The sequence below is a fragment of the Bradyrhizobium sp. AZCC 2262 genome (assembly GCF_036924535.1).
Lineage (GTDB): Bacteria > Pseudomonadota > Alphaproteobacteria > Rhizobiales > Xanthobacteraceae > Bradyrhizobium.
In genome coordinates this window covers 4,513,439-4,536,315 of the sequence record NZ_JAZHRT010000001.1, presented here as the reverse complement: position 1 = coordinate 4,536,315, position 22,877 = coordinate 4,513,439, and the positions used below count along the sequence as shown (strand labels likewise).

General features: G+C 63.5%; 18 protein-coding genes. 10 read left to right on the top strand and 8 right to left on the bottom strand.

Annotated features, from left to right (window positions below; genetic code table 11):
• Nucleotides 1-2: 2 nt before the first annotated feature.
• The 5 genes from fdhF to V1283_RS21650 all read right to left on the bottom strand — a co-directional run bounded on the left by fdhF (nt 3) and on the right by V1283_RS21650 (nt 6,318).
• Nucleotides 3-2,876 carry a formate dehydrogenase subunit alpha gene (fdhF, locus tag V1283_RS21670; protein ID WP_334388477.1) on the bottom strand — a complete coding sequence of 958 codons (2,874 nt, stop codon included), beginning with the start codon at nt 2,874-2,876 and terminating at the stop codon, nt 3-5.
• A 10-nt stretch (nt 2,877-2,886) separates the two neighbouring features.
• Nucleotides 2,887-4,443 carry a formate dehydrogenase beta subunit gene (locus tag V1283_RS21665; protein WP_334388476.1) on the bottom strand — a complete coding sequence of 519 codons (1,557 nt, stop codon included), beginning with the start codon at nt 4,441-4,443 and terminating at the stop codon, nt 2,887-2,889.
• Nucleotides 4,440-4,916, bottom strand: coding sequence for a formate dehydrogenase subunit gamma (locus tag V1283_RS21660; protein ID WP_334388475.1), 477 nt, complete (start codon nt 4,914-4,916; stop codon nt 4,440-4,442). Before V1283_RS21660 ends, V1283_RS21665 begins: the two co-directional genes overlap by 4 nt.
• 234 nt (nt 4,917-5,150) lie before the next feature.
• Nucleotides 5,151-5,921 (bottom strand): methanethiol S-methyltransferase, encoded by a 771-nt coding sequence (mddA, locus tag V1283_RS21655; RefSeq protein WP_334393131.1) that lies wholly within the window; start codon nt 5,919-5,921, stop codon nt 5,151-5,153.
• Nucleotides 5,922-5,994: 73 nt separating this feature from the next.
• Nucleotides 5,995-6,318, bottom strand: a complete 324-nt coding sequence (locus V1283_RS21650; RefSeq protein WP_334388474.1) for a hypothetical protein — start codon at nt 6,316-6,318, stop codon at nt 5,995-5,997.
• 164 nt (nt 6,319-6,482) lie between these two features.
• Between V1283_RS21650 and V1283_RS21645 the strand changes: the two genes are divergently transcribed.
• Entirely contained in the window at nt 6,483-8,144 is a 1,662-nt protein-coding gene (locus V1283_RS21645; protein WP_334388473.1) for a winged helix-turn-helix domain-containing tetratricopeptide repeat protein, read from the top strand.
• Nucleotides 8,145-8,153: 9 nt separating this feature from the next.
• Here V1283_RS21645 and V1283_RS21640 read toward each other — a convergent pair whose 3' ends face one another.
• Nucleotides 8,154-8,999 (bottom strand): metal-dependent phosphohydrolase, encoded by an 846-nt coding sequence (locus V1283_RS21640; RefSeq protein WP_334388471.1) that lies wholly within the window; start codon nt 8,997-8,999, stop codon nt 8,154-8,156.
• A 106-nt stretch (nt 9,000-9,105) separates the two neighbouring features.
• Between V1283_RS21640 and V1283_RS21635 the strand changes: the two genes are divergently transcribed.
• The 3 genes from V1283_RS21635 (at nt 9,106) to V1283_RS21625 (ending at nt 13,235) form a co-directional block, all read left to right on the top strand.
• Nucleotides 9,106-10,194, top strand: coding sequence for an ABC transporter substrate-binding protein (locus tag V1283_RS21635; protein WP_334388470.1), 1,089 nt, complete (start codon nt 9,106-9,108; stop codon nt 10,192-10,194).
• Between the two features lie 49 nt (nt 10,195-10,243).
• Nucleotides 10,244-12,061, top strand: coding sequence for an adenylate/guanylate cyclase domain-containing protein (locus tag V1283_RS21630; RefSeq protein ID WP_334388469.1), 1,818 nt, complete (start codon nt 10,244-10,246; stop codon nt 12,059-12,061).
• A gap of 268 nt (nt 12,062-12,329) precedes the next feature.
• On the top strand, nt 12,330-13,235 hold the full coding sequence (locus V1283_RS21625; protein WP_334388468.1) for a LysR family transcriptional regulator: 906 nt from the start codon (nt 12,330-12,332) through the stop codon (nt 13,233-13,235).
• Here the strand turns inward: V1283_RS21625 and V1283_RS21620 are convergent.
• On the bottom strand, nt 13,232-14,179 hold the full coding sequence (locus V1283_RS21620; RefSeq protein WP_334388467.1) for a LysR family transcriptional regulator: 948 nt from the start codon (nt 14,177-14,179) through the stop codon (nt 13,232-13,234). The genes V1283_RS21625 and V1283_RS21620 overlap by 4 nt on opposite strands.
• Before the next feature lie 161 nt (nt 14,180-14,340).
• On the opposite strand from V1283_RS21620, the gene V1283_RS21615 reads away from it, so the two are divergent.
• Genes V1283_RS21615 through V1283_RS21590 form a run of 6 tightly spaced genes read left to right on the top strand, consistent with a single transcriptional unit; the run spans nt 14,341 to nt 20,405 of the window.
• On the top strand, nt 14,341-15,525 hold the full coding sequence (locus V1283_RS21615; RefSeq protein WP_442895768.1) for an ABC transporter ATP-binding protein: 1,185 nt from the start codon (nt 14,341-14,343) through the stop codon (nt 15,523-15,525).
• Nucleotides 15,526-15,580: 55 nt separating this feature from the next.
• Nucleotides 15,581-16,279: an HAD family hydrolase gene (locus V1283_RS21610; protein ID WP_334388466.1), complete on the top strand. Its 699-nt coding sequence runs from the start codon at nt 15,581-15,583 to the stop codon at nt 16,277-16,279.
• 19 nt (nt 16,280-16,298) lie between these two features.
• Nucleotides 16,299-17,606 carry an NAD(P)/FAD-dependent oxidoreductase gene (locus V1283_RS21605; RefSeq protein WP_334388465.1) on the top strand — a complete coding sequence of 436 codons (1,308 nt, stop codon included), beginning with the start codon at nt 16,299-16,301 and terminating at the stop codon, nt 17,604-17,606.
• Nucleotides 17,607-17,645: 39 nt separating this feature from the next.
• Nucleotides 17,646-18,698 carry an ABC transporter substrate-binding protein gene (locus tag V1283_RS21600; protein WP_334393129.1) on the top strand — a complete coding sequence of 351 codons (1,053 nt, stop codon included), beginning with the start codon at nt 17,646-17,648 and terminating at the stop codon, nt 18,696-18,698.
• 55 nt (nt 18,699-18,753) lie between these two features.
• The gene (locus V1283_RS21595) at nt 18,754-19,623 is read left to right on the top strand and encodes an ABC transporter permease (RefSeq protein WP_334388464.1); all 870 of its coding nucleotides are present in this window, start codon (nt 18,754-18,756) and stop codon (nt 19,621-19,623) included.
• Nucleotides 19,620-20,405: an ABC transporter permease gene (locus tag V1283_RS21590; protein WP_334388463.1), complete on the top strand. Its 786-nt coding sequence runs from the start codon at nt 19,620-19,622 to the stop codon at nt 20,403-20,405. Before V1283_RS21595 ends, V1283_RS21590 begins: the two co-directional genes overlap by 4 nt.
• 8 nt (nt 20,406-20,413) lie before the next feature.
• Here V1283_RS21590 and V1283_RS21585 read toward each other — a convergent pair whose 3' ends face one another.
• A complete protein-coding gene (locus V1283_RS21585; RefSeq protein ID WP_334388461.1) occupies nt 20,414-22,717 on the bottom strand; it encodes a sensor histidine kinase in 2,304 nt (767 codons plus the stop codon).
• Nucleotides 22,718-22,877: the final 160 nt, after the last annotated feature.

Here is a 22,877-nt window from a genome sequence, read left to right as displayed (position 1 = left end):
CGTTACTCCGCAGCCTCAGCCGGTGCGATCCGGCGCGAGTGGCGGGCCTGCTCGTCATAAGCTTTTTGCCATTCGGACGGACCGTTGGACGGCGAAATCTCCACCGCCGTGACCTTGTATTCCGGGCAATTGGTGGCCCAGTCGGAAAAGTCCGTGGTGATGACGTTGGCCTGCGTGTCCGGATGGTGGAACGTGGTGTAGACGACACCCGGCGCAACGCGGTCGGTGATCTCCGCGCGCAGCGTGGTCTCGCCGGCGCGGCTCTTGAGCCGCACCCAATCGCCATCGCGCACGCCGCGCTGCTCGGCGTCGTGTGGGTGGATCTCGAGCCGGTCCTCGGCATGCCAGACGACGTTTTCGGTGCGGCGAGTTTGCGCGCCGACATTGTACTGGCTGAGGATGCGGCCGGTGGTCAGCAGCAGCGGATAGCGTGGCCCGGTGCGCTCGTCGGTCGGGATGTATTCGGTGATGACGAACTTGCCCTTGCCGCGGACGAAGCCGCCGATATGCATGACTGGCGTGCCTTCCGGCGCCTTCTCGTTGCAGGGCCACTGCACCGAGCCGAGTTCTTCCAGCTTGGCGTAGGAGACGCCGGCAAAGGTCGGCGTCAGCGCCGCGATCTCGTCCATGATCTGCGAGGGATGATCATAGTGCATCTCGTAGCCCATCGCCCTGGCGAGGGCGATGGTGACTTCCCAGTCGGCCATGCCATTGAGCGGCGTCATCACCCTGCGGACGCGCTGGATGCGGCGTTCGGCGTTGGTGAAGGTGCCGTCCTTCTCCAGGAAGGTCGATCCCGGCAGGAACACATGGGCGTAGTTGGCGGTCTCGTTGAGGAAGAGGTCATGCACGATGACGCATTCCATCGACGACAGCGCCGCCACCACATGCTTGGTGTTGGGGTCGGACTGCAGGATATCCTCGCCCTGCACATAGATGCCCATGAAGGTGCCTTCGATCGCGGCGTCGAACATGTTGGGAATGCGCAGGCCCGGCTCGGGATTGAGCTTGACGTTCCACATCGCCTCGAACTGGTCGCGCACGGCGTCGCCCGAGATATGGCGATAGCCGGGCAGCTCATGCGGGAACGAGCCCATGTCGCAGGAGCCCTGGACGTTATTTTGGCCGCGCAGCGGATTCACGCCGACGCCGGGACGGCCGATATTTCCGGTCGCCATCGCGAGGTTGGCGATCGCGATCACCGTGGTCGAGCCCTGGCTGTGCTCGGTGACGCCGAGTCCGTAATAGATCGCGCTATTGCCGCCGGTCGCGAATTGCCGTGCCGCTTCGCGCAAATCCTTCGGGTTGACACCGGTCATGAGCGCGGTGGCTTCCGGGCTGTTGTTCTTCTGGGCGACGAAGGCCGCCCATTCCTCGAACTCGCTCCAGTCGCAGCGCTCGCGCACGAAGGCTTCATCGACGAGGCCTTCGGTGACGATGACATGGGCCAGCGCGGTGAGCACGGCGACGTTGGTGCCGGGCATCAGCGGCAGATGCAGCGCCTTCATATGCGGCCCTTCCACCATTTCGGTTCGCCGCGGATCGAGCACGATCAGCTTGGCGCCCTGGCGCAGCCGCTTCTTCAGCCGCGAGGCGAACACGGGATGCGCGGAGGCCGGATTAGCGCCGATGACCATGACGACGTCGGTGTGTTCGACCGAGTCGAAATCCTGGGTGCCGGCCGAGGTGCCGAACGTCGTCGACAGGCCGTAGCCGGTCGGCGAATGGCAGACGCGGGCGCAGGTATCGACGTTGTTGTTGCCAAAACCGCCGCGGATCAGTTTTTGCACCAGATAGGTTTCCTCATTGGTGCAACGGGAGGACGTGATGCCGCCGACGGCATCTCGGCCATACTTCTGTTGGATGCCTTTGAACTTGGCAGCGGCGAAGCCGAACGCTTCGTCCCACGACACCTCCTGCCAGGGATCATCGATGCTCTCGCGGATCATCGGCTTGAGGATGCGCTCCTTGTGGGTGGTGTAGCCCCACGCGAAGCGGCCCTTGACGCAGGAGTGGCCGCGATTGGCCTTGCCGTCCTTGTAGGGAACCATGCGCACGACTTCCTCGCCGCGCATTTCAGCTTTGAAGGTGCAGCCGACGCCGCAATAGGCGCAGGTGGTGACCACCGAATGCTCGGGCTGGCCGATCTCGATGACGGATTTTTCCGTCAGCGTCGCGGTCGGGCAGGCCTGCACGCAGGCGCCGCAGGACACGCATTCGGAACCGAGGAAGCTTTCGCTCATGCCCGGCGAGACGCGGCTGTCAAAGCCGCGACCCGAGATCGTCAGCGCGAAGGTGCCTTGCACCTCTTCGCAGGCGCGGACGCAGCGCGAGCAGACGATGCATTTCGAGGGATCGTAGGTGAAGTACGGGTTGGACTCGTCCTTTGACATCCAGTTGTCGTTGGTGCAGCCGTCCGCCTTGGCGAACACGTGGTTCTCGCCCTCATAGCCGTAGCGCACGTCGCGCAGGCCGACCGCGCCGGCCATATCCTGCAATTCGCAATCGCCGTTGGCGGCGCAGGTCAGGCAGTCCAGCGGATGGTCGGAGATGTACAATTCCATCACGCCCTTGCGCAGCTTCTTCAGACGCTCGGTCTGGGTGTGCACGACAAGCCCGTTCATGGCGGGCGTGGTGCAGGAGGCCGGCGTACCGGCGCGGCCCTCGATCTCGATCAGGCAGAGCCGGCAGGAGCCGAAGGCATCGACCATGTCGGTCGCGCAAAGTTTCGGGATTTGCGTGCCGGCTTCCATGGCCGCGCGCATGATGGAGGTGCCCTCGGGCACCGTGACGCTGTTGCCGTCGATGGTGAGCGTCACCATCGCCTCGGATTTCGAGCGGGGCGTGCCGAAGTCGATCTCTTCGATCAAGGACATTGTCAGTCTCCTATTCCGCGGCCTGAAGGGTGGCCGGCGCCGGGCCAAAATCTTCCCGGAAATGTTTCAATGCGCTCATGACGGGGTAGGGCGTGAAGCCGCCGAGCGCGCACAGCGAGCCGAATTTCATGGTGTTGCAGAGGTCTTCGACCACGGCGAGGTTTTCGGCGGTGCGCTCGCCGCGGATGATCTTGTCGATGGTCTCGACGCCGCGCGTCGAGCCGATCCGGCACGGCGTGCACTTGCCACAGGATTCGACCGCGCAGAATTCCATCGCAAAGCGCGCCTGCTTCGCCATGTCGACACAGTCGTCGAACACGACGACGCCGGCATGGCCGATCAGCCCGTCGCGCGCCGCAAACGCCTCATAGTCGAACGGCGTGTCGAACAGGGCGCGAGGGAAATACGCGCCAAGAGGTCCACCGACCTGCACGGCGCGCACTGGGCGGCCACTCGCGGTGCCACCGCCAATATCGTCGATCAGTTCGCCGAGCGTGATGCCGAACGCGGTCTCGAACAGTCCGCCGTGCTTGATGTTGCCGGCAAGCTGGATCGGCATCGTGCCGCGCGAGCGGCCCATGCCGTAGTCGGCATAGGTCTTGGCGCCGCCGGCGAGGATGAAGGGGATCGCAGCGAACGACAGCACGTTGTTGATCACCGTCGGCCGGCCGAACAGGCCCTTGTGGGCCGGCAGCGGTGGTTTTGCGCGGACGATGCCGCGGCGGCCCTCGAGGCTTTCCAGCAGCGAGGTTTCCTCGCCGCAGACATAGGCGCCGGCGCCGACTCGGACTTCGAGGTCGAACGTGTGATTGGAGCCGACGATGCGCTCGCCGAGATAACCGGTGCGCCGGGCGACCGTGATCGCGGCGTTCATCGCCGCCACCGCATGCGGATATTCCGAGCGGATGTAGATGTAGCCCTTGGTGGCGCCGACGGCGACACCTGCGATCGTCATGCCCTCGATCACGACGAAGGGGTCACCCTCCATGATCATGCGGTCGGCAAAGGTGCCGCTGTCGCCTTCGTCGGCGTTGCAGACGATGTATTTGCGATCGGCTTGGGCTTGCGCCACCGTCTTCCACTTGATGCCGGTCGGGAACCCGGCGCCGCCGCGCCCGCGCAACCCGGACGCCGTGACGTCGGCGAGGATTTCGTCCGAGGTCAGCGTCAGCGCGCGCTCCAGCCCCTTGTAGCCGTCGTGGTCGCGATAATCCTTGACCGAGCGCGGATCGATCACGCCGCAGCGTGCGAAGGTCAAACGGGTCTGCCGCTTCAGCCATGGAATTTCGTCGGTGAGGCCGAGCTTCAACGGGTGCGAACCGCCGGCGGCCATGGCATCAAATACGGATGGCACATCGACCGCAGTCACCGGACCGAACGCGACGCGGCCCTGCGACGTCGCGACCTCGACCATCGGCTCCAGCCAATAGAGCCCGCGCGATCCCGTCCGGATGATCTCAACGGCGATACCGCCTTTGACAGCGGCACGCTCGAGTGCCGTGGCCACTTCATCGGCGCCCACGGCGACCGCACCGGCATCGCGGGGAACGAAGATGCGCATCGTCATCGCTGCGCCTCCGCCATCAGCGCATCGAGGCGCGCTTCATCCAGCCGTCCGACGACGCGGCCATCCAGCATCGCCGATGGCGCGGTGGCGCACAGCCCGAGGCAATAGATCGGCTCCAGCGTGACGCGCGAATCGGCGGTGGTGTTTCCGATCGATATGCCGAGCTTGGCTTCCGCACGCGCGGCGAGGGCGTCGCCCCCTGCGGCCTGGCAGGCCTCGGCGCGGCACAGTTTCAGCACATGCCGGCCGGCCGGTTCGTGCCGGAAATCATGATAGAACGTGAACACGCCATGCACTTCGGCGCGCGAAAGACTGAGCGCGGATGCGATCATCGGGATGGCGGGTTCCGGCACGTAACCGAATGCCTCCTGCATCGCGTGCAGGATCACCAGCGTCGCGCCTTCGAGCTTGTCGTGTTCGGCGATGATCTCGACGCCGCGCGCTTCATTCCAGGGTTCGTATGCCGATGTCATTCGCGTTCTCATCAGAGGTTGTGGCTTCTGATGAGTAGGGGAAACGCGCGGAATATCAATAAAGCTGTCTCATGTTGCGATTTCAAAACGCAATCAAGACAAGGGCATAGGCAAAGCCTATGGATGCGATGGCGGGAGGATTGGGTTAACGCCTGATTATCGTCATATTCCGCAGCGGAACGCGCCCGTCAGATCTGTCCCGACGAGCGCGTTTTGCATGCCTAATCGTTGTTTTCAGAAAATGCCCGGCACCAGCATCGCCACCTTTTCGCGATAGCGCCGGTATTCACTGCCGAACATCGCCACCAGATCGCGCTCTTCGAGATAGATGCCGACGAAGATGTAGGCCGTCGTCACCGCAGCGAACAGCAAATGGCCCAGCGTCATCATCGGCGTGCACCAGAAGGCGATGATAAAGCCGAGATAGATCGGATGCCGGATCAGGCGATATAGGCCCGGCGTCTTGAACTTCATGGGCTCAGCCACGCGCCCGGCAAAATGCGTCACCACCTGGGTCAATCCGAACAGCTCGAAATGGCTGATCAGGAACGTGCTGTAGAGCACGATGAGCCAGCCCAGGAAGCCGCAAGCGGTCACGACGCCGGCGAGAACCGGGGCTTCGATGTTCCAGACCACCATCGGCATCGGCTGCCACTGCCAGTACAGCAGTATCAGCGAGAGGCTCGCCAGCAGCACATAGGTCGAGCGTTCGATCGCAGGCGAGGCGAAGCGCGTGAACAGCTTCTTGAAGCCCTGCCGCGCCATGCCGCTGTGCTGCACGGCGAAGATCGACATCAGCACCAGATTGACCAGCAAGGCCGTCGTCGGCGAGGACGCCGAACCGGTATCGACGGTCTTGGGTACGACGTATCCCGAGACGAAGCCGACCGCGTAGAGAAACGTGCCGAAGAAAATCAGATAGGCGAGGCCGCCGTAGCAAAGGGCGAGCAGCCTCGTTGCAAGAGAGGCGACGGCGCCAGGTGCCGCATTCGGCCCGGTGTGCATCGTAATCGACATCTCAAATCTCCTTGGTTTGGAATGCTGACGTGGGAAAATCGTCTTGAGGCAATGGCTTTGTTCAGGACGGCTTGAGGCGCCTTCGCTTGCGCAGGAGCGCGGCTCTTTCGAGCGCGTCATCGATCGGACCGCGGTAGATGCGCTTGTTGTTGAGGCCGCGATCGCCAGCCCGATGCGCCGCGAGCAAGGCGACCTGCCGTTCACGGTAGGCGCTGGCGGCGGCAATCCAGCCGCTGAGAAGGTGCTTGAGGCGCGCGGCCGGCACGAGCGGGTCGGCGGCGGGGTCTGCATGGATCCGCGCGCGGGAGCAGATGGCGCCCTCATGCGGCAACAAGCCTTCTGGCGAAACATCCGCCTTGGTGGGATTGAGCAACAGGCCAATCATGGTCATCTCCGATTGAACGACGATTGGCCCGTCGTTAGATTGAGATGCCTGTTCCCGCTTGGCGGATTCCTTGAGAAGAGCTTTGTTTTTCCTCCGCAAGTGATTGTTTTTGCTTAGTGTGTATCGTGCGGCTCGTGGCGGGACCTCGTGTTGGATTGACAGAGGTGGTATTAAAATACCGATTTGCCGAGTTTGAGATTGACCTCAGCCAGCAGGAACTGCGCCGGCTCGGGGAGGCGGTTCATATTGAGCCCCAGGTATTCGATCTCATCGTTCACCTCGTGCGCAACCACGACCGGATTGTCAGCAAGGATGAGCTGATCGAGACGATCTGGAACGGCCGGATCATCTCCGAGGCGGCGCTCTCCAGCCGCATCAATGGCGCCCGGCGCGCGCTTGGCGACAACGGAAACGACCAGGCCCTGATTCGGACGTTGCACAAGCGTGGCTTCCGCTTCGTCGGCAATGTTCAGGCCGTCAGCGCCCTGGAAGCGGATGCACAGGCGGTTCGGCTCGTTCCTGACGACGATGCCGCGGCGGCAGGTGTCCCCGTCAGCGTCTCGGTTTCTGCGGAAGTGCGCCGCCTTGATGATGTCGTGTCGGAATCCGTGAAGGCCGAGGCCGTCACGCGGCCGTCGATCGCCGTGTTGCCGTTCGGGAACATGTCCGACGATCCGGAAAACGACTATTTCAGCTACGGCCTGACCGAGGACATTATTCGTCTGCTCGCCCGTAACCGATGGCTTTCGGTCATCTCGCGACACTCGACCGTGGCGTTCCAGGGACGAACGGTGGACGCACGTGAAATCGGCGAGCAGCTCGGCGTCAGGTATGTGATGGTCGGCAGCGTGCGCAAGAGTCGCGACACGGTACGGATCACGGCGGAACTGGTCCGGGCCGCGGACAGAAAGCAGTTGTGGTCCGACAAATACGACCTGCAGCTCGAATATATCTTCGATATCCAGGAGGAGATGGCACGGCAGATCGCCGCAACGATCGAGCCAGAGCTGTCGAAGGTCGAGCAGCAGCTCGCCGCCCGCAAGGCGCCGGAAAGCCTGGACGCCTGGGACTGCTACCAGCGCGGCCTATGGAATCTGTGGCGCTTCACCACGCCGGGATTCGACTTGGCGGAATCCTATTTTCAGCGGGCGATTGCCGCCGATCCTAATTTTGCGCGCGGCCACGGCGCGCTCAGCTACGTCAATATTCAACGCGCGTTCATTGACGAACCGAAGGATCGCGCGGCGCGGCTGGAAACGGCGCTGCGCCAGGGGCGCCATGCAGTGGCGCTCGACGAACTCGATTGTTTCTGCCACTGCGCGCTCGGACGCGCTTTGTGCCTGATCCATCAGAACGACGAGGCGCTGGCAACGCTCGATGTGTCGCTGGAGCTCAATCCGAGTTTTGCGCAGGCCTATTTCGCCCAGGGGTTCAACATGCTGTGGCACGGACGGGAGATCGAGGCGGAAACGCTGCTCGATCGGGCGACCATGCTGAGCCCGCGCGACAGCCATATTTCTGCTTTCCACCACGTCCGCTCCTGGGCGCACTTTTCCCTTGGCGAGTATGACATAGCGGTAGAATTCGCGCGGCGGGCGACACGGCAGCCCAGTGTCACCTATCAGGCGTTTGCGTCACTGGCAGCGTCGCTCGGACTTCTCGGGGATCGGGCGCAGGCGCAAACGGCGGCCGCCGAACTGCTGCAGCGCAAGCCGAACTACAGCACCGGGACGGCACGGCAGGAGTTTTTCTTCTGCAACGACATCGGCTTCATCGACCGCTTCGTCGAAGGGCTGCGCGTAGCGGGAATTCCGGCAACTGGCTGAGCCTTCCGATCACGGCTGTGGACCGGACAGATTCATTTCGCGCTCGGCCCGGAATACATTGCTGTAAAGGTTTGCAATCCACTGACGCCCCCTTGAGGTGACGTTGAGGTAGCGTATCGCTGTCTGGATCTGCGGAGCCACATTGTTCCAGTAGAACTGCGGATATTTGTAGACGACATCTGCCGGCGTGTCGTAGCCGAGCTGTTTGGTCAGGCCGATCTCCTGAAATTCATAGAACAGGGCATTCGACTTCTTCAGGTAATTGGGGTCGCCCAGCTGCCCGATAAGGTCAGCGGCGCGCAAAAGCAGCCCTTCCTCTTCGATCAGATCGTCGCCTGACGCTTCCGGGTAGGGAAAGCGGGTATATTCGATCGCCCTGGCGATCCGGCTGGCGTCGACTTCTTCTGTGGTGTCGAGGTGCTCGAAGACGAAAAGTTTCGAGCGGTCCACATGGTAGGGCGCCAGCGATGCATCGGACGAGCCTCTCGGCAGGCGAATAGTTCGGCCGCTGAGGTCGGCGACATAGGACTCGCCGTCATCCCCCTGAACGGTTCCTCTGACATATCCGATGTCGTGGGTCAGGCACGCCAGGATGAAGTTCGCGTAGTCGTCGGGCGTCGTCGGCCGCAGCACCGCCCGTCCCATCAGGATGTCGTGGCCGGCCAGGGTGACGAGCAGGGAATGCTCGACATTGTGATAGAGCGCGTCGCTGTTTCCAATGCACTCCAATGTGAGCCGGGCGGCATAGGGCAGAAACTCAGCCAGGCGCGCGTGGGATGCGCCAAACCGGCTCTTGGTTTCCGAGGTCAGGAATGTGCCCAGGGCTTGCGCCACCAGTTCCGGGATCGTGATCATCTGAACCTCCATATCGGCATGCGACGTCGCGAGGCAGAGTGATGGCGATGATAGCACGTTGTCGCTGATCCGGGCGTGTCCCGGCGTCGCGAGGAAGGCGTGGCCGTTGGCAGCGCCGCGCCGTCCCCGTGCCGAGCCCAAAAGCTCAAAATCAAGATTATCTGCAGATTATCTGAATGCCGGCTTTAAGCGCGGAAAGCCTGTTCAAGCCATATTGGCCGGCATGAACCGACGAGATTTCATTGCATTTCTGGGTGCGGCGATGGCGTGGCCGTCCGCTGCATTCGCGCAGGATTCGGCAAAAGTTTATCGTATTTTCTGGGTATCCACCGACTCCCAGCCCGACCCGTTCCTGGCCGGGTTTCGGGAGGGATTGCGGGCGCGGGGCTATATCGAGGGAAAGAACGTTACCTTCGAGCTGCACTATGCACCCGGCAATCCGCAGGCGCTCCGCGAGGTCGTATCCGAACTGAGGCGAGGGAACATCGACCTGGCCGTGTCGAGCGGCCCGGCGACGCGGGCGATGACGGCGGTAACGGACGTTCCGGTCCTGTTTGCGTTGAGTGGCGACCCGGTGGAGTTGGGCATCGTCAACAGCCTCGGAGAGCCCGGCGGCAATTTCACCGGTTCGACCTTCCTTTCGCTTGAGCTGGCGGGCAAGAGGGTTGAACTGCTGAAGGAAGCCGTGCCGACGGTGCGCAGGCTTGCCGTGTTTTCAAACACCCTTCATCCGGGAGAACAATCGGAGTGGCGCGCGACCAGCGAAGCCGCCAGGGCGCTGGGCATCGAGACCGTCTACGTTCCCTTTGCCGGCAAAAGCGAACTGGACAAGGGACTGGCGGCGGCAGGAGACGCTCGAGCGGACGCGTTACTGGTCTTTCCGGACGTCCTCACGATGGTGCATCGAGCCAAAATTGCCGACTTCGCTATCACGCATAGGCTGCCGTCGATGTTCGGCTGGGGCGAATATTGCGACGCCGGCGGACTTCTGAGCTACGGCGCGAACCAGCGGGCGACCTATTTCTGGCTGGCGACTTATGCTGACCGGATCTTGCGCGGCGAAAAGCCCGCCAATCTCCCGGTTTTTCAGCCCACCAAATTCGAGCTGGTCGTGAATCTCAGGACGGCCGAACGGCTCGGTATCGACCTGGATAAATCTTCAATTCTTTTCCGCGCCAATCGAGTGATCGAATGACCCCGGCGCATCTCATATTGGTTCAAAACTCTTTCCGTCGGATTTTCCTTTGACTCGTCCGCGACGCTCCCTGTTCATCAAGTACTTCGTCACGCTGTTTGTCGCGGTGGTGACGCCGCTCATGCTTGGTTCCGCGACCGAAGCCTGGTTCGCGTTTCGCGACAATCGCTTCGATCTCAATGAACTCCTTCAGGTCGAGGCCCGCTCCGCAGCAGACCGGATACAAGCCTTCACCGATGGAATTCGCGATCAGCTCGGTTGGGTCGTGCAGTTTCCCTGGACCCAGGGCGAGGACGAACGGCGCAGGATCGACGGGCTGCGGTTGTTGCAGCAGGTACCGGCGATCGTTTCGCTCTCGCTGGTCGACCCGACCGGCACCGAACGGGTTTTCGTTTCCCGCGTCAGCATGAACAGAACCGGTCGCGGCGCCGATATGTCGGCAGATCCTGCGGTCGTCGGCGCGCGCGCCAACCGGGTCTGGTACGGCCCGGTGCACTATCAGCGCGATTCCGAGCCTTACATGCGGATCGCGGTTGCGGGAAACCGCACCGCTGCCGGGGTTGTCGTTGCCGACATCAACCTGAAACTGATCTGGGACATCATCGCGGCGATCAAGATCGGCGATACGGGCCACGCGCTGATCGTCGACGACACTGGAAGGCTGGTTGCCCATCCGGACATCAGCCTTGTGCTGCGCAGCGGTGCCGGGGCAGGGGATTTCGACAGCCTCAAGTCCGTCGTCAGCGCCGCGAACGGATCGGCGGTCGCCACGACCGGCGAGGACGGCAAGCCCGTTGTTGCGCTCTCGGTGCGTGCCCCCAACGTGGGTTGGACGGTGATCGCGGAGCTGCCCGTCCGCGAGGCGTTCGAATCGATCCGCGCCGCGCTGTGGCGTTCTCTGGTGCTCATCGCCATCGGCATCGCATTCGCACTTGTCCTCGCCTATTGGCGGGCGTGCCGCATGTGGGGACCGATCAGGCAACTGGAGGCCGGCGTCGAACGGATCGGGATGGGGCAGTTCGACCATCGCGTCACGATCGAAAGCGGCGACGAACTGCAGCAATTGGCGATCCGCTTCAATCAGATGGCGGAGGAACTCGGGGCCTCGCAGCAGAAGTCCGAGCGCATCAATCGCCTGAAGCAATTCCTTGCCCCGCAGGTAGCCGAACTGGTTGAACACTCCGATCAGCGGCTGCTGGACGCACAGCGGCGGGAAGTGGTCGCGATTTTCGGCGATCTGCGCGGCTTCACCGCGTTTACCGCGCGTGCCAAGCCCGATGCCATTCTGGCCGTGCTGCGGCAATATTACGAGGCCATTGGCGCCGTCACGGCCCGCCATGAGGCAACCTTGATCCGCTTTGCCGGTGACGGCGTGATGGTCCTCGTCAACGCGCCGGTTGCTTGCGAGAACCCGGCACACCGCGGCATTCGGCTTGCAATCGACATGCAGGCTGCCGTGCAATCCCTGGCCGGGGCCTGGAACGCCGATGGCTGCGCCATCGGGTTCGGCGTGGGCGTGGCGATGGGACCCGCGACCGTCGGAACCCTCGGTTATCAGGGACGCCTCGATTACACGGCGATCGGAAACGTCGTCAATCTGGCGTCACGGCTTTGCAGTTTGGCCGATGACGGGCAGATCCTGGTAGACCCGGTTGTCACCGAGCATGTCAGGGACAGCGTTGCGCTTGTCTCCATCGGAGAGCGGGCCATCAAGGGCTACGATCGTGAAGTCGAGGTTTTTGCCGTGGTTCGCAAGTACGCGCCGATCCGGCATTTCGATCATCCGTTCCATCCTGCGAACGTGCCAACTGCCGCAGCGGCATGTGCCGGGAGTGCGCCAAAGCTTGCTCCGGCAGATGCCGGTTGAATTCCGTTTCAACCCGGCTCAAGCCGAAGGGAGAGGGGCTCTCCACCCATCCTGCGAAATCCGCCCAAGAAAAAAGCACTGGCGAAGTCAGCTTTGCTCGTCGTAACGACGTTAATAAGATCGGGGAATGAGGCGATACGAGAACCGAATTATCCGCCGAAATCGAGCCCTTCGGACGCCGCTTTTGCCGTATTGATGGCCACCGGTCCGTGCTATTTCTGGCTACCGGGCGATCGCCTTTGCCACCACACTTCCTGGGACCAATTCCTTGATCGATAAGCTTGAACTGCTGCTGGCGCTGGCCAAGGAACGGCATTTTGGACGGGCTGCGGAGGCCTGCGGCGTCACCCAGCCGACCATGTCGACCAGCCTCAAGCAGCTCGAGGAAATTCTCGGTGTCATGCTGGTGCAGCGTGGGTCGCGGTTCCAGGGTTTTACGCCGGAGGGCGAGCGCACGCTCGACTGGGCGCGGCGTATCGTCGGCGACGCCCGCGCGATGCGGCAGGAGATCAACAGCCTCAAGGACAAGCTCTCCGGCGAGATTCGGCTTGCCGCGATCCCGACCGTGCTCGGCATGGTGGCGTCGCTGACGACGCCGTTCCGCGCGCGCTACCCTGATGTGCGCTTTCGTGTTCAGTCCTGCACCTCGGCCGACGTGCTGGGCCTGCTGGAAAATCTCGAGGTCGATGCCGGGCTGACCTATATCGAGAACGAGCCGATCGGCAAGGTGCGCACCATTCCACTCTTCAACGAGACCTATCGCCTGCTGACGTCACCCGATGCCATGTTCGGTGATCGCAAGCAGGTGACCTGGAAGGAAGTAGGCCAGGTGCCGCTGTGCCTGCTGACGCCCGACATGCAGAACCGCCGCATCATCGACCGCGCGTTGCGCTCGGTAGGCGCGGAGGCCACGCCGTCGCTGACCTCGAATTCATTGCTGGTCCTCTACACCCACGTGAAGACCGGGCGCTGGGCAAGCGTGATGCCGGCAAAACTGGCGGAGACCCTGGGGTTGTCCGACTCCGTCCGCAGCATTCCGATCGTCGATCCCGTCGTCGACTACAGCGTCGGGCTGGTGATCCCGCAGCGCGACCCGATGACGCCGCTGATCGCGGCGCTGGTGCAGGTCGCCCGCGAAGTCGCGCCGACGCTGGAAGATCGCGCGGGCGCCTAATAGCTCGCGGGCATCAGCCGCAGACGCGGGTAGAGCCGGTCGATGGCGGCCATATCGGCGCGCATCTGTTCGATGATCCAGTCGCGGATCTCGCTGACGACCGGCCGGATCGATCGGTCGTGCGGATGCACCAGTTCGCAAAGCCGCCGCGTCGTGCTGAGCGTTTCCGAGGCCGGGACCAGTGCGCCGGTGAGCAGCCAGTGCGCCGCGACCGTGAGCCAGCCGAGCGCAATGCCTTGGCCGAGCAGCGCCGCCTGCACCACCACCGCATAGTCGGAAAAACTCAGCGACTTCGCGGACCCGGATCGTCTGGTGAGGAAGGCCGGATATTCCGCAGCCCAGTCGCCCGGCGTATCGGCGAGGCGGATGATGGTGTTGGCCTCGATCGGCCCGTCCGCGCTATCCGCGTCGCGATAGGCCGGGCTGCAGATCGGCAGCATGACTTCCTTCATGACCAGCGCGCCGTTCCGCGCAGGATCGTATCGGTCGCGAAACCGCATGCCGAGATCGACATTATCGACCGGCCCGCGCAGCGGACCGGAAATAAGCTGGAAGCGGAGATCGACGGTCGGAAACTGGCGCTGCAGCTTGTCGATGCGCGGCATCAGCCAATGGGTGGTGAACGCCGAGGACACCGAGAGCGTGACCGTCTCGGTGCCCTTGCGGCGGCGGTCGATCTCGATCAGGCCGCCTTCGATGCTGCGGAACCCATCCGATACGTGGCGATAGAGGATCTCGCCTTCTTCCGTCAGCGCCGCGCGGCCATTGGTGCGATCGAACAGACGAACGCCGAGATAGTCCTCGAACTGTCCGAGCATTCGGCTGACTGCAGGCTGGGTGACGTTCAGTTCGGCCGCAGCCGCCGTAAAGCTACCGTTGCGCGCCGCGGCGTCAAAGACGAACAGCGCGTGGCTCGAGGGCAGCTTCCGCCTGAGATCGGGCATAACCTGATGTTATGCCGCCGGTGAGAATTTGGCAATTGCCCCTGCCGGGCAACTCTGGTTGGCTTGCGCGATCGCCCGCCAGCACGGGCAGGATTGAAAATCCGGCGCGGCGGGGACGGCCTTGGAGTCGTCCTGAAGTGCCCGGTCTATAAGACGAGATCATGCCGGTTTCAACCGTCGCTTGCGCCATCGCAGGTGACGTCGATGGCGCGCATCGGTGCACGCCCTCGGCAACGCAACGGGGTCGATCATTGGGCCAGGGCGGAGAGAGCGTCGACATCAGGGCCGCGAGCAAGAATTATGACGCCGTCCGGGCGCTGGACAACGTCAGCCTGAACGTCGCGCCGCGCGAGTTCGTCTCCCTGCTCGGGCCGTCCGGATCCGGCAAGACCACACTGCTCGGCATCCTTGGCGGCTTCATCCAGCCCTCGTCGGGCTCGATCCATTTCGGCGACCGCGACGTGACGTTCCTGCCGCCACACAAGCGCGACATCGGCGTGGTGTTCCAGAACTACGCGCTATTCCCGCACATGAGCGTCGGCGAGAACGTCGCCTTTCCGCTGCGCGCGCGACGGATTGCAAAGGCCGATTGGCCTGCGAGGGTGCGCAGTGCACTCGCGATGGTCGGGCTGTCGGGCTACGAGGCGCGCGGCATCGCCCAGCTCTCCGGCGGCCAGCGCCAGCGCGTGGCGCTGGCGCGCGCCATGATCTTCGAACCGCGGCTGATCCTGATGGACGAGCCGCTGTCGGCGCTCGACAAGCAGTTGCGGGAAGCGATGCAGATCGAACTGCGCGAGCTGCACAAGCGGATCGGCGCCACCATCATCTACGTCACCCACGACCAGCGCGAGGCGCTGACGATGAGTGACCGCGTGGCGATCCTCAAGGACGGGCGGCTGGTCCAGATCGATCGCCCGGAGCGGCTACACGATTATCCCGCCGACTCCTTCGTGGCGAGTTTCATCGGCGAGGCGAGCCTGTTGCCGGTCCGGCGCATCGACGCCTCTAGCGTGGCGCTTGGGCCGGCCATCCTGAAAAGCGCGCGCGCGATTCCGGACGGCGAGGCGCTGATGCTCGCGGTGCACAGCGAGAAGCTCCTGATCGCAAACGGGCGCGCGGATGCCACGCTCAACCGCCTGACCGGCAAGGTCACCGACATCGTCTACCAGGGCGAAAGCCTGCGCGTGTTCCTGCAACTGGCCGATGGCACGTCCTTGAGCCTGCGTCAGCCGAGCCATTACCAGGCCTCGCGCCTGTTACCCCCGGTCGGCGGCGAACTCTCTGTCACGCTCCACCCTGAAGACACCATCGTCGTGCCCGAAGCGCAGGAGAAAGCGCGGGGATGAGTGCCGACCGTCAAACCCGAGTGCAACACCAGACCAACCAGAACAAGAGATGAAAATGTCCTATCATAGCTTCAAGGTTCTCACCTTCGACGTCGTCGGTACCTTGATCGATTTCGAAACCGGCGTGCTCGACGCCGTGCGCAAGATCTCCGGTCGAAAGCTGGCCGAGCTCAGCGACGATCAGATCTTCGCGTCCTACAAGCGCGGCCGCGACGCCCATCCGGAGCGGTCGAGCGAAGTGATGTTCCATGTCTACCGGTACCTCGCCAAAGAGCTCGGGCTGCCGGCCGACGATGCCGCCTGCGATTCTTTCCAGCTTGCCGTGCTGCGCTGGCAACCGTTCTCGGATTCGGTCGAGGCGCTGAAGCGCCTACGCACGAGGTTCAGATTGGTCGCCATGACCAATGCGGATCGCGTCGCGCTGTCATGCTATGCCCACGCGCTCGACAATCCCTTCCACGACACCATCTGCGCCGATGACACCGGCGTTGCGAAACCCAATCCGGAGTTCTTCGCCTACAACAAGGGCCGGCAGTCGGCGTTCGGCTACAAGCAGTCCGAAATCCTGCACGTGGCGCAGAGCCAGCATCACGACATCGGCATCGCCCGCAAGCTTGGCTACAAGGTCTGCTGGATCGAGCGGCGCCAGGGCATGAAGGGTTTTGGTGGCACGCCCGAAGTGCCGCAGCTCACAAAACCCGATTTCCATTTCGCCACGATGAAGGCGTTCGCCGACGCCGCGGTCGGAAGCTGAGACGGGCAGGGCGGCTGATATGGCAGAGGTCTGGACCCCAATGGCATCGGCCGCCTCGCTTTGGGCGGATACGGCGGAACCGTTGCCTGCCTTTCCGAAGCTTGCCGGCGAGGTAAAGGCCGACGTCGTCATCATCGGCGCGGGCTACACAGGGTTGTCTGCCGCGCATCATATCGCGAAGAGCGGCCTTTCGCCGGTCGTGCTCGAAGCCAATCATCCCGGCTGGGGCGCGAGCGGCCGCAATGGCGGCGTCATCACCGCCAAATTCCGGCTCTCGTTCCGTGACATCGATGCCGCCCGTGGCCGCGCCATGGCCAGGCGCATGTACGAGATCGCGCATGACTCCATCGAGATGGTCGATGAGCTGGTGTCCGAATTCGGCATCGCGAGCGCGCGGCTGACGCGTAGCGGGCAGGTCAAGGCGGCGCACAATCAGGCGACGCTCAGGTCGGCGATCGACGAAGCCGAATGGATGAAGCGGGAGATGGGCGATACCGAGGTTCGTATCCTCGATGCCCATCAGGTGCGCGAAGAGACGGGGTCGCGGGGCTTTGTCGGCGGGGTGCTCAATCCCGGCTCCGGCGGCATCCATCCGCTGAATTACCTGCGTGGCCTCGCCAAGGGCGTTGCGCAGCGGGGTGTGCCGGTCTTTCAGGAAAGCCCGGTACTCGCACTCCGTCGCGACGGTGATGGCGTTATCGCCGAGACGCCCGGCGGCAGCGTGCACGCGCGCCAGGCGATCATCGCCACCAACTCTTATTCCGACCTGACATCGGCGACGGCGCGGCTGCAGCGCACATTGGTGCCGTTCCGCAGCGCTCTCATCGCTACCGAAAAACTGTCACCGAACCTCGCCGGCAGCCTGATGCCGACGGGGCGAACCTACACAGAGACCAAGCGGATGATGCGCTGGTTCCGCAAGGTCGACGATCGCGTCATCTTCGGCGGCCGCGGCGCTTTCGGCAAACTGGATTCGGAGAGCGCGTTCGAGGCGCTGCGCAAGGCAATGGTCGGCATCTTCCCGGAGCTTGCGGATATTCCGCTCGCGTTCAAATGGTCGGGCCTCGTCGCGATGACGCTCGATTCCGTGCCGCACGTCGGCCGTCTCGATGATCGCACCCTTTTTTCGGTCGGCTACAATGGTGCCGGCGTCGCGATGTCGAGCCTGATGGGCCGCTACCTCGCGGCCCTCGTGCGCGGGGAGAATGTAGATCTCGGCCTACTCGATGCTGGCCGTCTCAAGACTATTCCATTCTATGCGTTCCGCGAACCGGCCGTCCGCGCGGTGGCCGGCTGGTACCAATTTCTGGATGCGATCGGGCGTTAGGAGTTCTGCGCCCGATCATAACAAGAGGGGTTGAACATGATGATTGCATCTTGCTGCCGGCGCGCACTGCTCGGCGTCTCCTTTGGCGTCCTCGTGACGCTGTCGGCGTTTTCGGCCAATGCGGACCAGATCACCTTCGTCTCCCAGGGCGGCGCCTACCAGAAGGCGCAGACGATCGCGATCCTCGATCCATCCGCCAAGAAGCTTGGCATCACCATCAACCAGGACAGCATCCCGGACGCCTGGCCCGCGATCAAATCGCAGGTCGCCAGCGGCAAGCCGACCTGGGACGTGGTCGACGTGCCGACCGGCTATTGCCTACGCGGCGGCGAGCAGGGGTTGCTCGAAAAACTCGATTTCTCGAAATTGCCGAACGGCGCCGCGATGCCCGAGGCCTATCGTTCCCCTTATTCGGTGGCCTACGAATTCTATTCGAGCGTGCTGGCCTACAGTCAGAAGAAATTCTCGGCGGAGGCGCCCAATAGCTGGGTCGATTTCTGGGACGTGAAGAAGTTCCCGGGCCGCCGCTCGCTGCGCAATCATCCGATCGCCACGCTCGAGGCGGCGCTGATGGCCGATGGCGTCGCGCCCGACAAACTCTATCCGCTCGATGTCGACCGCGCCTTCAAAAAGCTCGAGGAGATCAAGCCCAACATCACGGTGTGGTGGACTTCGGGCGCGCAATCCGCACAGCTCCTCAATGACGGGGAGGTGGACATGGTGATGGCCTGGAACGGCCGCGTCAGTGCGCTGACCAAGGAAGGCGCCAAGGTCGGGTTCACCTACAATCAGGGCATCCTGCAGAGCACCTCGCTCTGCATTCTCAAGGACGCACCCAATCTCGCGACCGCGGTCCGCTTCCTCAACGAAGCGGTCGATCCCGTGCACCAGGCCAATTTGCCGCTGCATATCGATTACGGCCCGGCCAACCCGAAGGCCTTCGATACCGGCGTAATCAAGCCGGAGCGGGCGGCGCAACTGCCGAGCGCGCCCGAGAACGCGGCCAAGCAGGCGCTGATGTCCTACGCCTGGTGGTCGTCGCCGGCGGGCGAGGCGGCGGAAAAACGCTGGGTCGGCTTCATGCAGAAATAGTTCCATCAACCCGGTGCGGAGTGCATCACGCATTCCGCGCCATCGCAGGATCACCATGAGCAGCCCCGTGCAGGACCTCTCGGTACTCCACCAACGTCGCGAACAGCGCCTGATGCTGGCGCTGGCGCTGCCGGCGCTGCTCGTCATCCTGCTGCTGGTGGTGCTGCCGGTCGGCTGGCTCGCCTGGCAGTCGGTCTATCACAACGGCCTTACGCTGGAGAATTATCGCCGGATCTGGAGCGAGGACATCTACTGGCGCAGCTTTGCGCTGACGTTTGAAATCAGCCTGCTGGTGACGCTGCTGGCGCTGCTGCTCGGTTATCCCATTGCCTATGCGGCGAGCGTCGCGCCAAAAAGGTGGAGCATCATCATCCTGGCGCTGGTGGTGCTGCCGTTCTGGACCAGCGTGCTGGTCCGCGCCTATGCCTGGCTTGCGCTGTTGCAACGGACCGGCGTCATCAACCAGCTGCTGCGCCAGATCGGCGTGATCGACGAGCCGCTGGCGCTGGTCCACAACAGTTTCGGCACCGTCGTGGCGACCCTGCACATCCTGCTGCCGTTCATGGTGCTGCCGCTTTACGCCACCATGCAGCAGATCCCGCGCGATCTGATGCAGGCCGGCGCCAGTCTCGGCGCCGGTCCCATGCTCACCTTCTGGCGGATATTTTTGCCGCTCTCGCTCCCCGGGGTGCTCGCGGGCAGTACGCTGGTCTTCGTGCTCGCCCTCGGCTTCTACATCACGCCCGAACTGCTCGGCGGCGGCCGCACCATCATGATATCGATGCTGGTCAGCCGCAATGTCGAACTCTACGACCAATGGGGCGCCGCCAGCGCCGTCGGCGTGGTGCTGCTGGTCGCGGTCGGCCTGATTTTCTTCGCCGTCAGCCGCTTCATTCCGCTCGATCGCGTGTTGGGGCAGAAATGACGACGTCCCGCCCGTTCCGCATTGCCCTGGTCGTGACCTGCGCGCTGGTACTGCTCTATCTTATCCTGCCGATCCTGATCATCGCGCCGATGTCGTTCTCGGCCGCGCGCTACCTGAGCTTTCCGCCGCCGGCGCTGTCGCTGCGCTGGTATCAGGAATATGTCGGCAATCCGGCCTGGATGCAGGCGACCGGCGTGACGCTGGCGGTCGCCGGGCTCACGGTGGTGATCGCGACCCCGCTCGGCGTTGCCGCGGCCTATGCGATCAGCCAGTCGAAATGGCGCATCATGCGGCTGATCCACATCACCTTGCTGCTGCCGCTGGTGGTGCCGATCATCATCACCGCGGTCGGCATCTTCTTCGTCTACGCCAAGGTCGGCCTGGCCGCGACCATGACCGGCCTGGTGCTCGCCAATGTCATGCTCGGTCTGCCCTATGTCGTCATTTCGGTCGCGGCGGGGTTGCAGAGTTTTGACGCCACGCAGGAGATGGTGGCGCGCAGCCTCGGCATGAACAGGCTGCGCAGTTTCTTCGTGGTGACGCTGCCGCAGATCAAGCCCAGCGTGATCGCAGGCGGCATCTTCGCCTTCATCTCGGCGATGGACGAGACCATCGTCGCGCTATTCATTTCCGGCGGCCAGTATCAGCCGCTGACCAAGCGGATGTTCACCGCGCTTCGCGACGAGATCGACCCGACGATCGCCGCCATCAGCACGCTGATGACCGCGGTCTCGTTCATGCTGGTGCTGGTTGCGACCAGCCGCTCGAAGAAGGGCGCGTGAGCGGGAAGTCAGGCGGCGGCCAGGCTCTTGGCCTCGATTGAACGCGTGTCGCGCGGCAGCGTGATGCGCACCACCGTGCCGGTGCCGAGCTTGGAGCGCAGCCGCATCGTTCCGCCATGCAGGCTGGTCAGCGAGCGGGCGATGGCAAGGCCGAGACCCGAGCCCTGGTAGGTCTTGGTGAGCTGGCTCTCGACCTGTTCGAACGGGTTGCCCAGCCGCCGCAGCGAAGCGGGCGCGATGCCGATGCCGGTGTCGGCGATCATCAGCACGATCGAGTTGGGCAGCACGTGGCTCCGCACGGTGACCTTGCCGTTGTCGGGGGTGAACTTGACGGCATTGGACAGCAGGTTGACGAAGATCTGCTTGACCGCGCGGCGATCGGCCATGACGGAGATGGTGCTTTCGATATCAGCGTCGAGCGTCAGATGCTTGTCCTCGGCACGTCCGGACACCACGCGCAGCGACTCCGCCAGCAGCTTCGACAGGTCGAGCTCCTCCATGTCGAGCTTCATGCGGCCGGCCTCGATCTTCGACATGTCGAGGATGTCGTTGATGACTTCGAGCAGGTATTTCCCGCTGGTCAGGATGTCGTGGCAGTACTCCTGGTACTTGTCGGAGCCGAGCACGCCGAACATGCCGCTGCCCATGATCTCGGAGAAGCCGATGATGGCGTTCAGCGGGGTGCGCAGTTCGTGGCTCATATTGGCGAGGAACTTGGATTTCGCCTGGTTGGCCTCCTCGGCGCGATTCTTTTCCCGCGAGTATTTTTCGGCAAGGTCGGCAAGCTCGGCTTGCGAGCGCTTGAGGTCGAGCACGTTGGCGCGCAGGCGGACGTCGTTTTCGATCAGCTTCTGCTCGTGCGCCTTGATGCGGGTGATGTCGGTGCCGACCGAGACGTAGCCGCCGTCCTTGGTGCGGCGTTCGGAGATGTGCAGCCAGCTTCCGTCGTCGAGCTGCGCTTCGAAGGTGCGGGCTCCCGGCGCGTGCGCGCCGGTCTCCTGCAGCCGGGTGCGCACTTCCGGCATGCTGCCGACCTCGATCACGGTCTCATACGACGTGCCGGGGGTCACCGCCGTATCCGGCAGCTTGTGCAGGCGCTGGAAATGCGAGTTGCAGAGCACGAGGCGGTCTTCCGCGTCCCAGAGCACGAAGGCTTCCGGGATCGTCTCGATCGCGTCGCGCAGTCTGAGGTCGGCCTCCACGGTCTTCTCGGCGAGGCTCTTCTGTTCGGTGATGTCGACGGCAATGCCGATCAAATGCAACCCGCCGTCGGACGAGGTGTGGCTGAGCTCGCAGCGCACCCGCAGCCAGATCCAGTGGCCGCCGGTGTGCTGCATGCGGAAGCTCTGGTCGATGTGGTCGAGCTGGCCGGCGATCATCTGGTCGGCGATCGCAAACAGGTCGATGTCGTCGGATTTCACCAGCGCGTTGACTTCGCCGAAAGTGAGGAGGTCGTTGCGGGAGTCGAGCCCGAGCATCGTGAACATCGATGCCGACCAGAAGATCCTGCCGCGGGAGAGGTCCCAGTCCCACAATCCGCAGCGGCCGCGGTTGAGTGCGGTGTCGATCCGGCCGCGCACCGCGTCGTTGATGAGATCGCCCTCGCGGGCGCGGGTCGACTGCCAATGGAAGGCGAAGCCGAGGATCAGCACGACGAAGCCCGTGGTGGCCGAGAGCGTCACCGACAATGCGGCATCCGAGCCCCACAGTGGCTCGTTCTTTTCCTGGATGACGATGACCTGGCCCGGCAGCGATTTGACCAGCCGCGAGATCGCCATGGCGGCGTTGCCGTTCGGCAGCGTCATGTCGCTGACCACGCCCTGCTGACCGGGGGTGGTGAGCAGTTGCGCCGTGCTGATGATGTCGAGGATGCGATCACCGTCGTCAAGGCTGCCTTCGACCGGGACGCGGGCCAGAATCCGGTGATCGGCGCCGGTGATGATGACATGGCGGCCGCTCGCCACGCCCCAGGCCGGAATCAGGTCGGGCAGCAGGCCCTGCAGTCGCTCGATATTGGCGGCACGGTCCTGCCGGATGGCGCCAAGGCGGTCGAGGCGTTCGGCCAGCAGCTCGGTGAGCGCGGAGAGGTCGCGCTTCATGGCGGCGCGTTTTTGCCGGCTCTGGTCGATCACCTGCACGAAGGCGCCGAGGCAGATGGTGATGAGGAAGGCAATGATGAGGGTCGGCACGGCGCGACGAAGCGCCGGCTCAGCGACGAGCAGCCGGTGATAGGCAGGTTTTGCGATCGACTGCGCCAATCCCTTGATCGAATCGGATTGGACGCACGCGTTCGCCGCTTGCGCGCGCACCATGCCTTAGACCCCCGCCGAGAGCTCTTGCACACTATTTCGGAAGCACCCCGCGCCGCTTTCCGAATCATAGCGATTTGAATCCAGATTTTCCGGGCTGTCGAGAGTCAACGATTCATTAACTCGAAATAAATGTTGTCCAACGCGAATTAAGGCATGGCGG

Bases quoted from the DNA above. Each gene is read 5' to 3' on its own strand.
- mddA (WP_334393131.1), bottom strand. From the start codon at position 5,921: ATGCACACCGGGCCGAATGCGGCACCTGGCGCCGTCGCCTCTCTTGCA.
- V1283_RS21615 (WP_442895768.1), top strand. From the start codon at position 14,341: ATGCCGGTTTCAACCGTCGCTTGCGCCATCGCAGGTGACGTCGATGGC.
- V1283_RS21585 (WP_334388461.1), bottom strand. From the start codon at position 22,717: ATGGTGCGCGCGCAAGCGGCGAACGCGTGCGTCCAATCCGATTCGATC.
- V1283_RS21640 (WP_334388471.1), bottom strand. From the start codon at position 8,999: ATGATCACGATCCCGGAACTGGTGGCGCAAGCCCTGGGCACATTCCTG.
- V1283_RS21590 (WP_334388463.1), top strand. From the start codon at position 19,620: ATGACGACGTCCCGCCCGTTCCGCATTGCCCTGGTCGTGACCTGCGCG.
- V1283_RS21620 (WP_334388467.1), bottom strand. From the start codon at position 14,179: ATGCCCGATCTCAGGCGGAAGCTGCCCTCGAGCCACGCGCTGTTCGTC.
- V1283_RS21595 (WP_334388464.1), top strand. From the start codon at position 18,754: ATGAGCAGCCCCGTGCAGGACCTCTCGGTACTCCACCAACGTCGCGAA.
- V1283_RS21660 (WP_334388475.1), bottom strand. From the start codon at position 4,916: ATGACATCGGCATACGAACCCTGGAATGAAGCGCGCGGCGTCGAGATC.
- V1283_RS21665 (WP_334388476.1), bottom strand. From the start codon at position 4,443: ATGACGATGCGCATCTTCGTTCCCCGCGATGCCGGTGCGGTCGCCGTG.
- V1283_RS21600 (WP_334393129.1), top strand. From the start codon at position 17,646: ATGATTGCATCTTGCTGCCGGCGCGCACTGCTCGGCGTCTCCTTTGGC.
- V1283_RS21610 (WP_334388466.1), top strand. From the start codon at position 15,581: ATGTCCTATCATAGCTTCAAGGTTCTCACCTTCGACGTCGTCGGTACC.
- fdhF (WP_334388477.1), bottom strand. From the start codon at position 2,876: ATGTCCTTGATCGAAGAGATCGACTTCGGCACGCCCCGCTCGAAATCC.
- V1283_RS21650 (WP_334388474.1), bottom strand. From the start codon at position 6,318: ATGATTGGCCTGTTGCTCAATCCCACCAAGGCGGATGTTTCGCCAGAA.
- V1283_RS21605 (WP_334388465.1), top strand. From the start codon at position 16,299: ATGGCAGAGGTCTGGACCCCAATGGCATCGGCCGCCTCGCTTTGGGCG.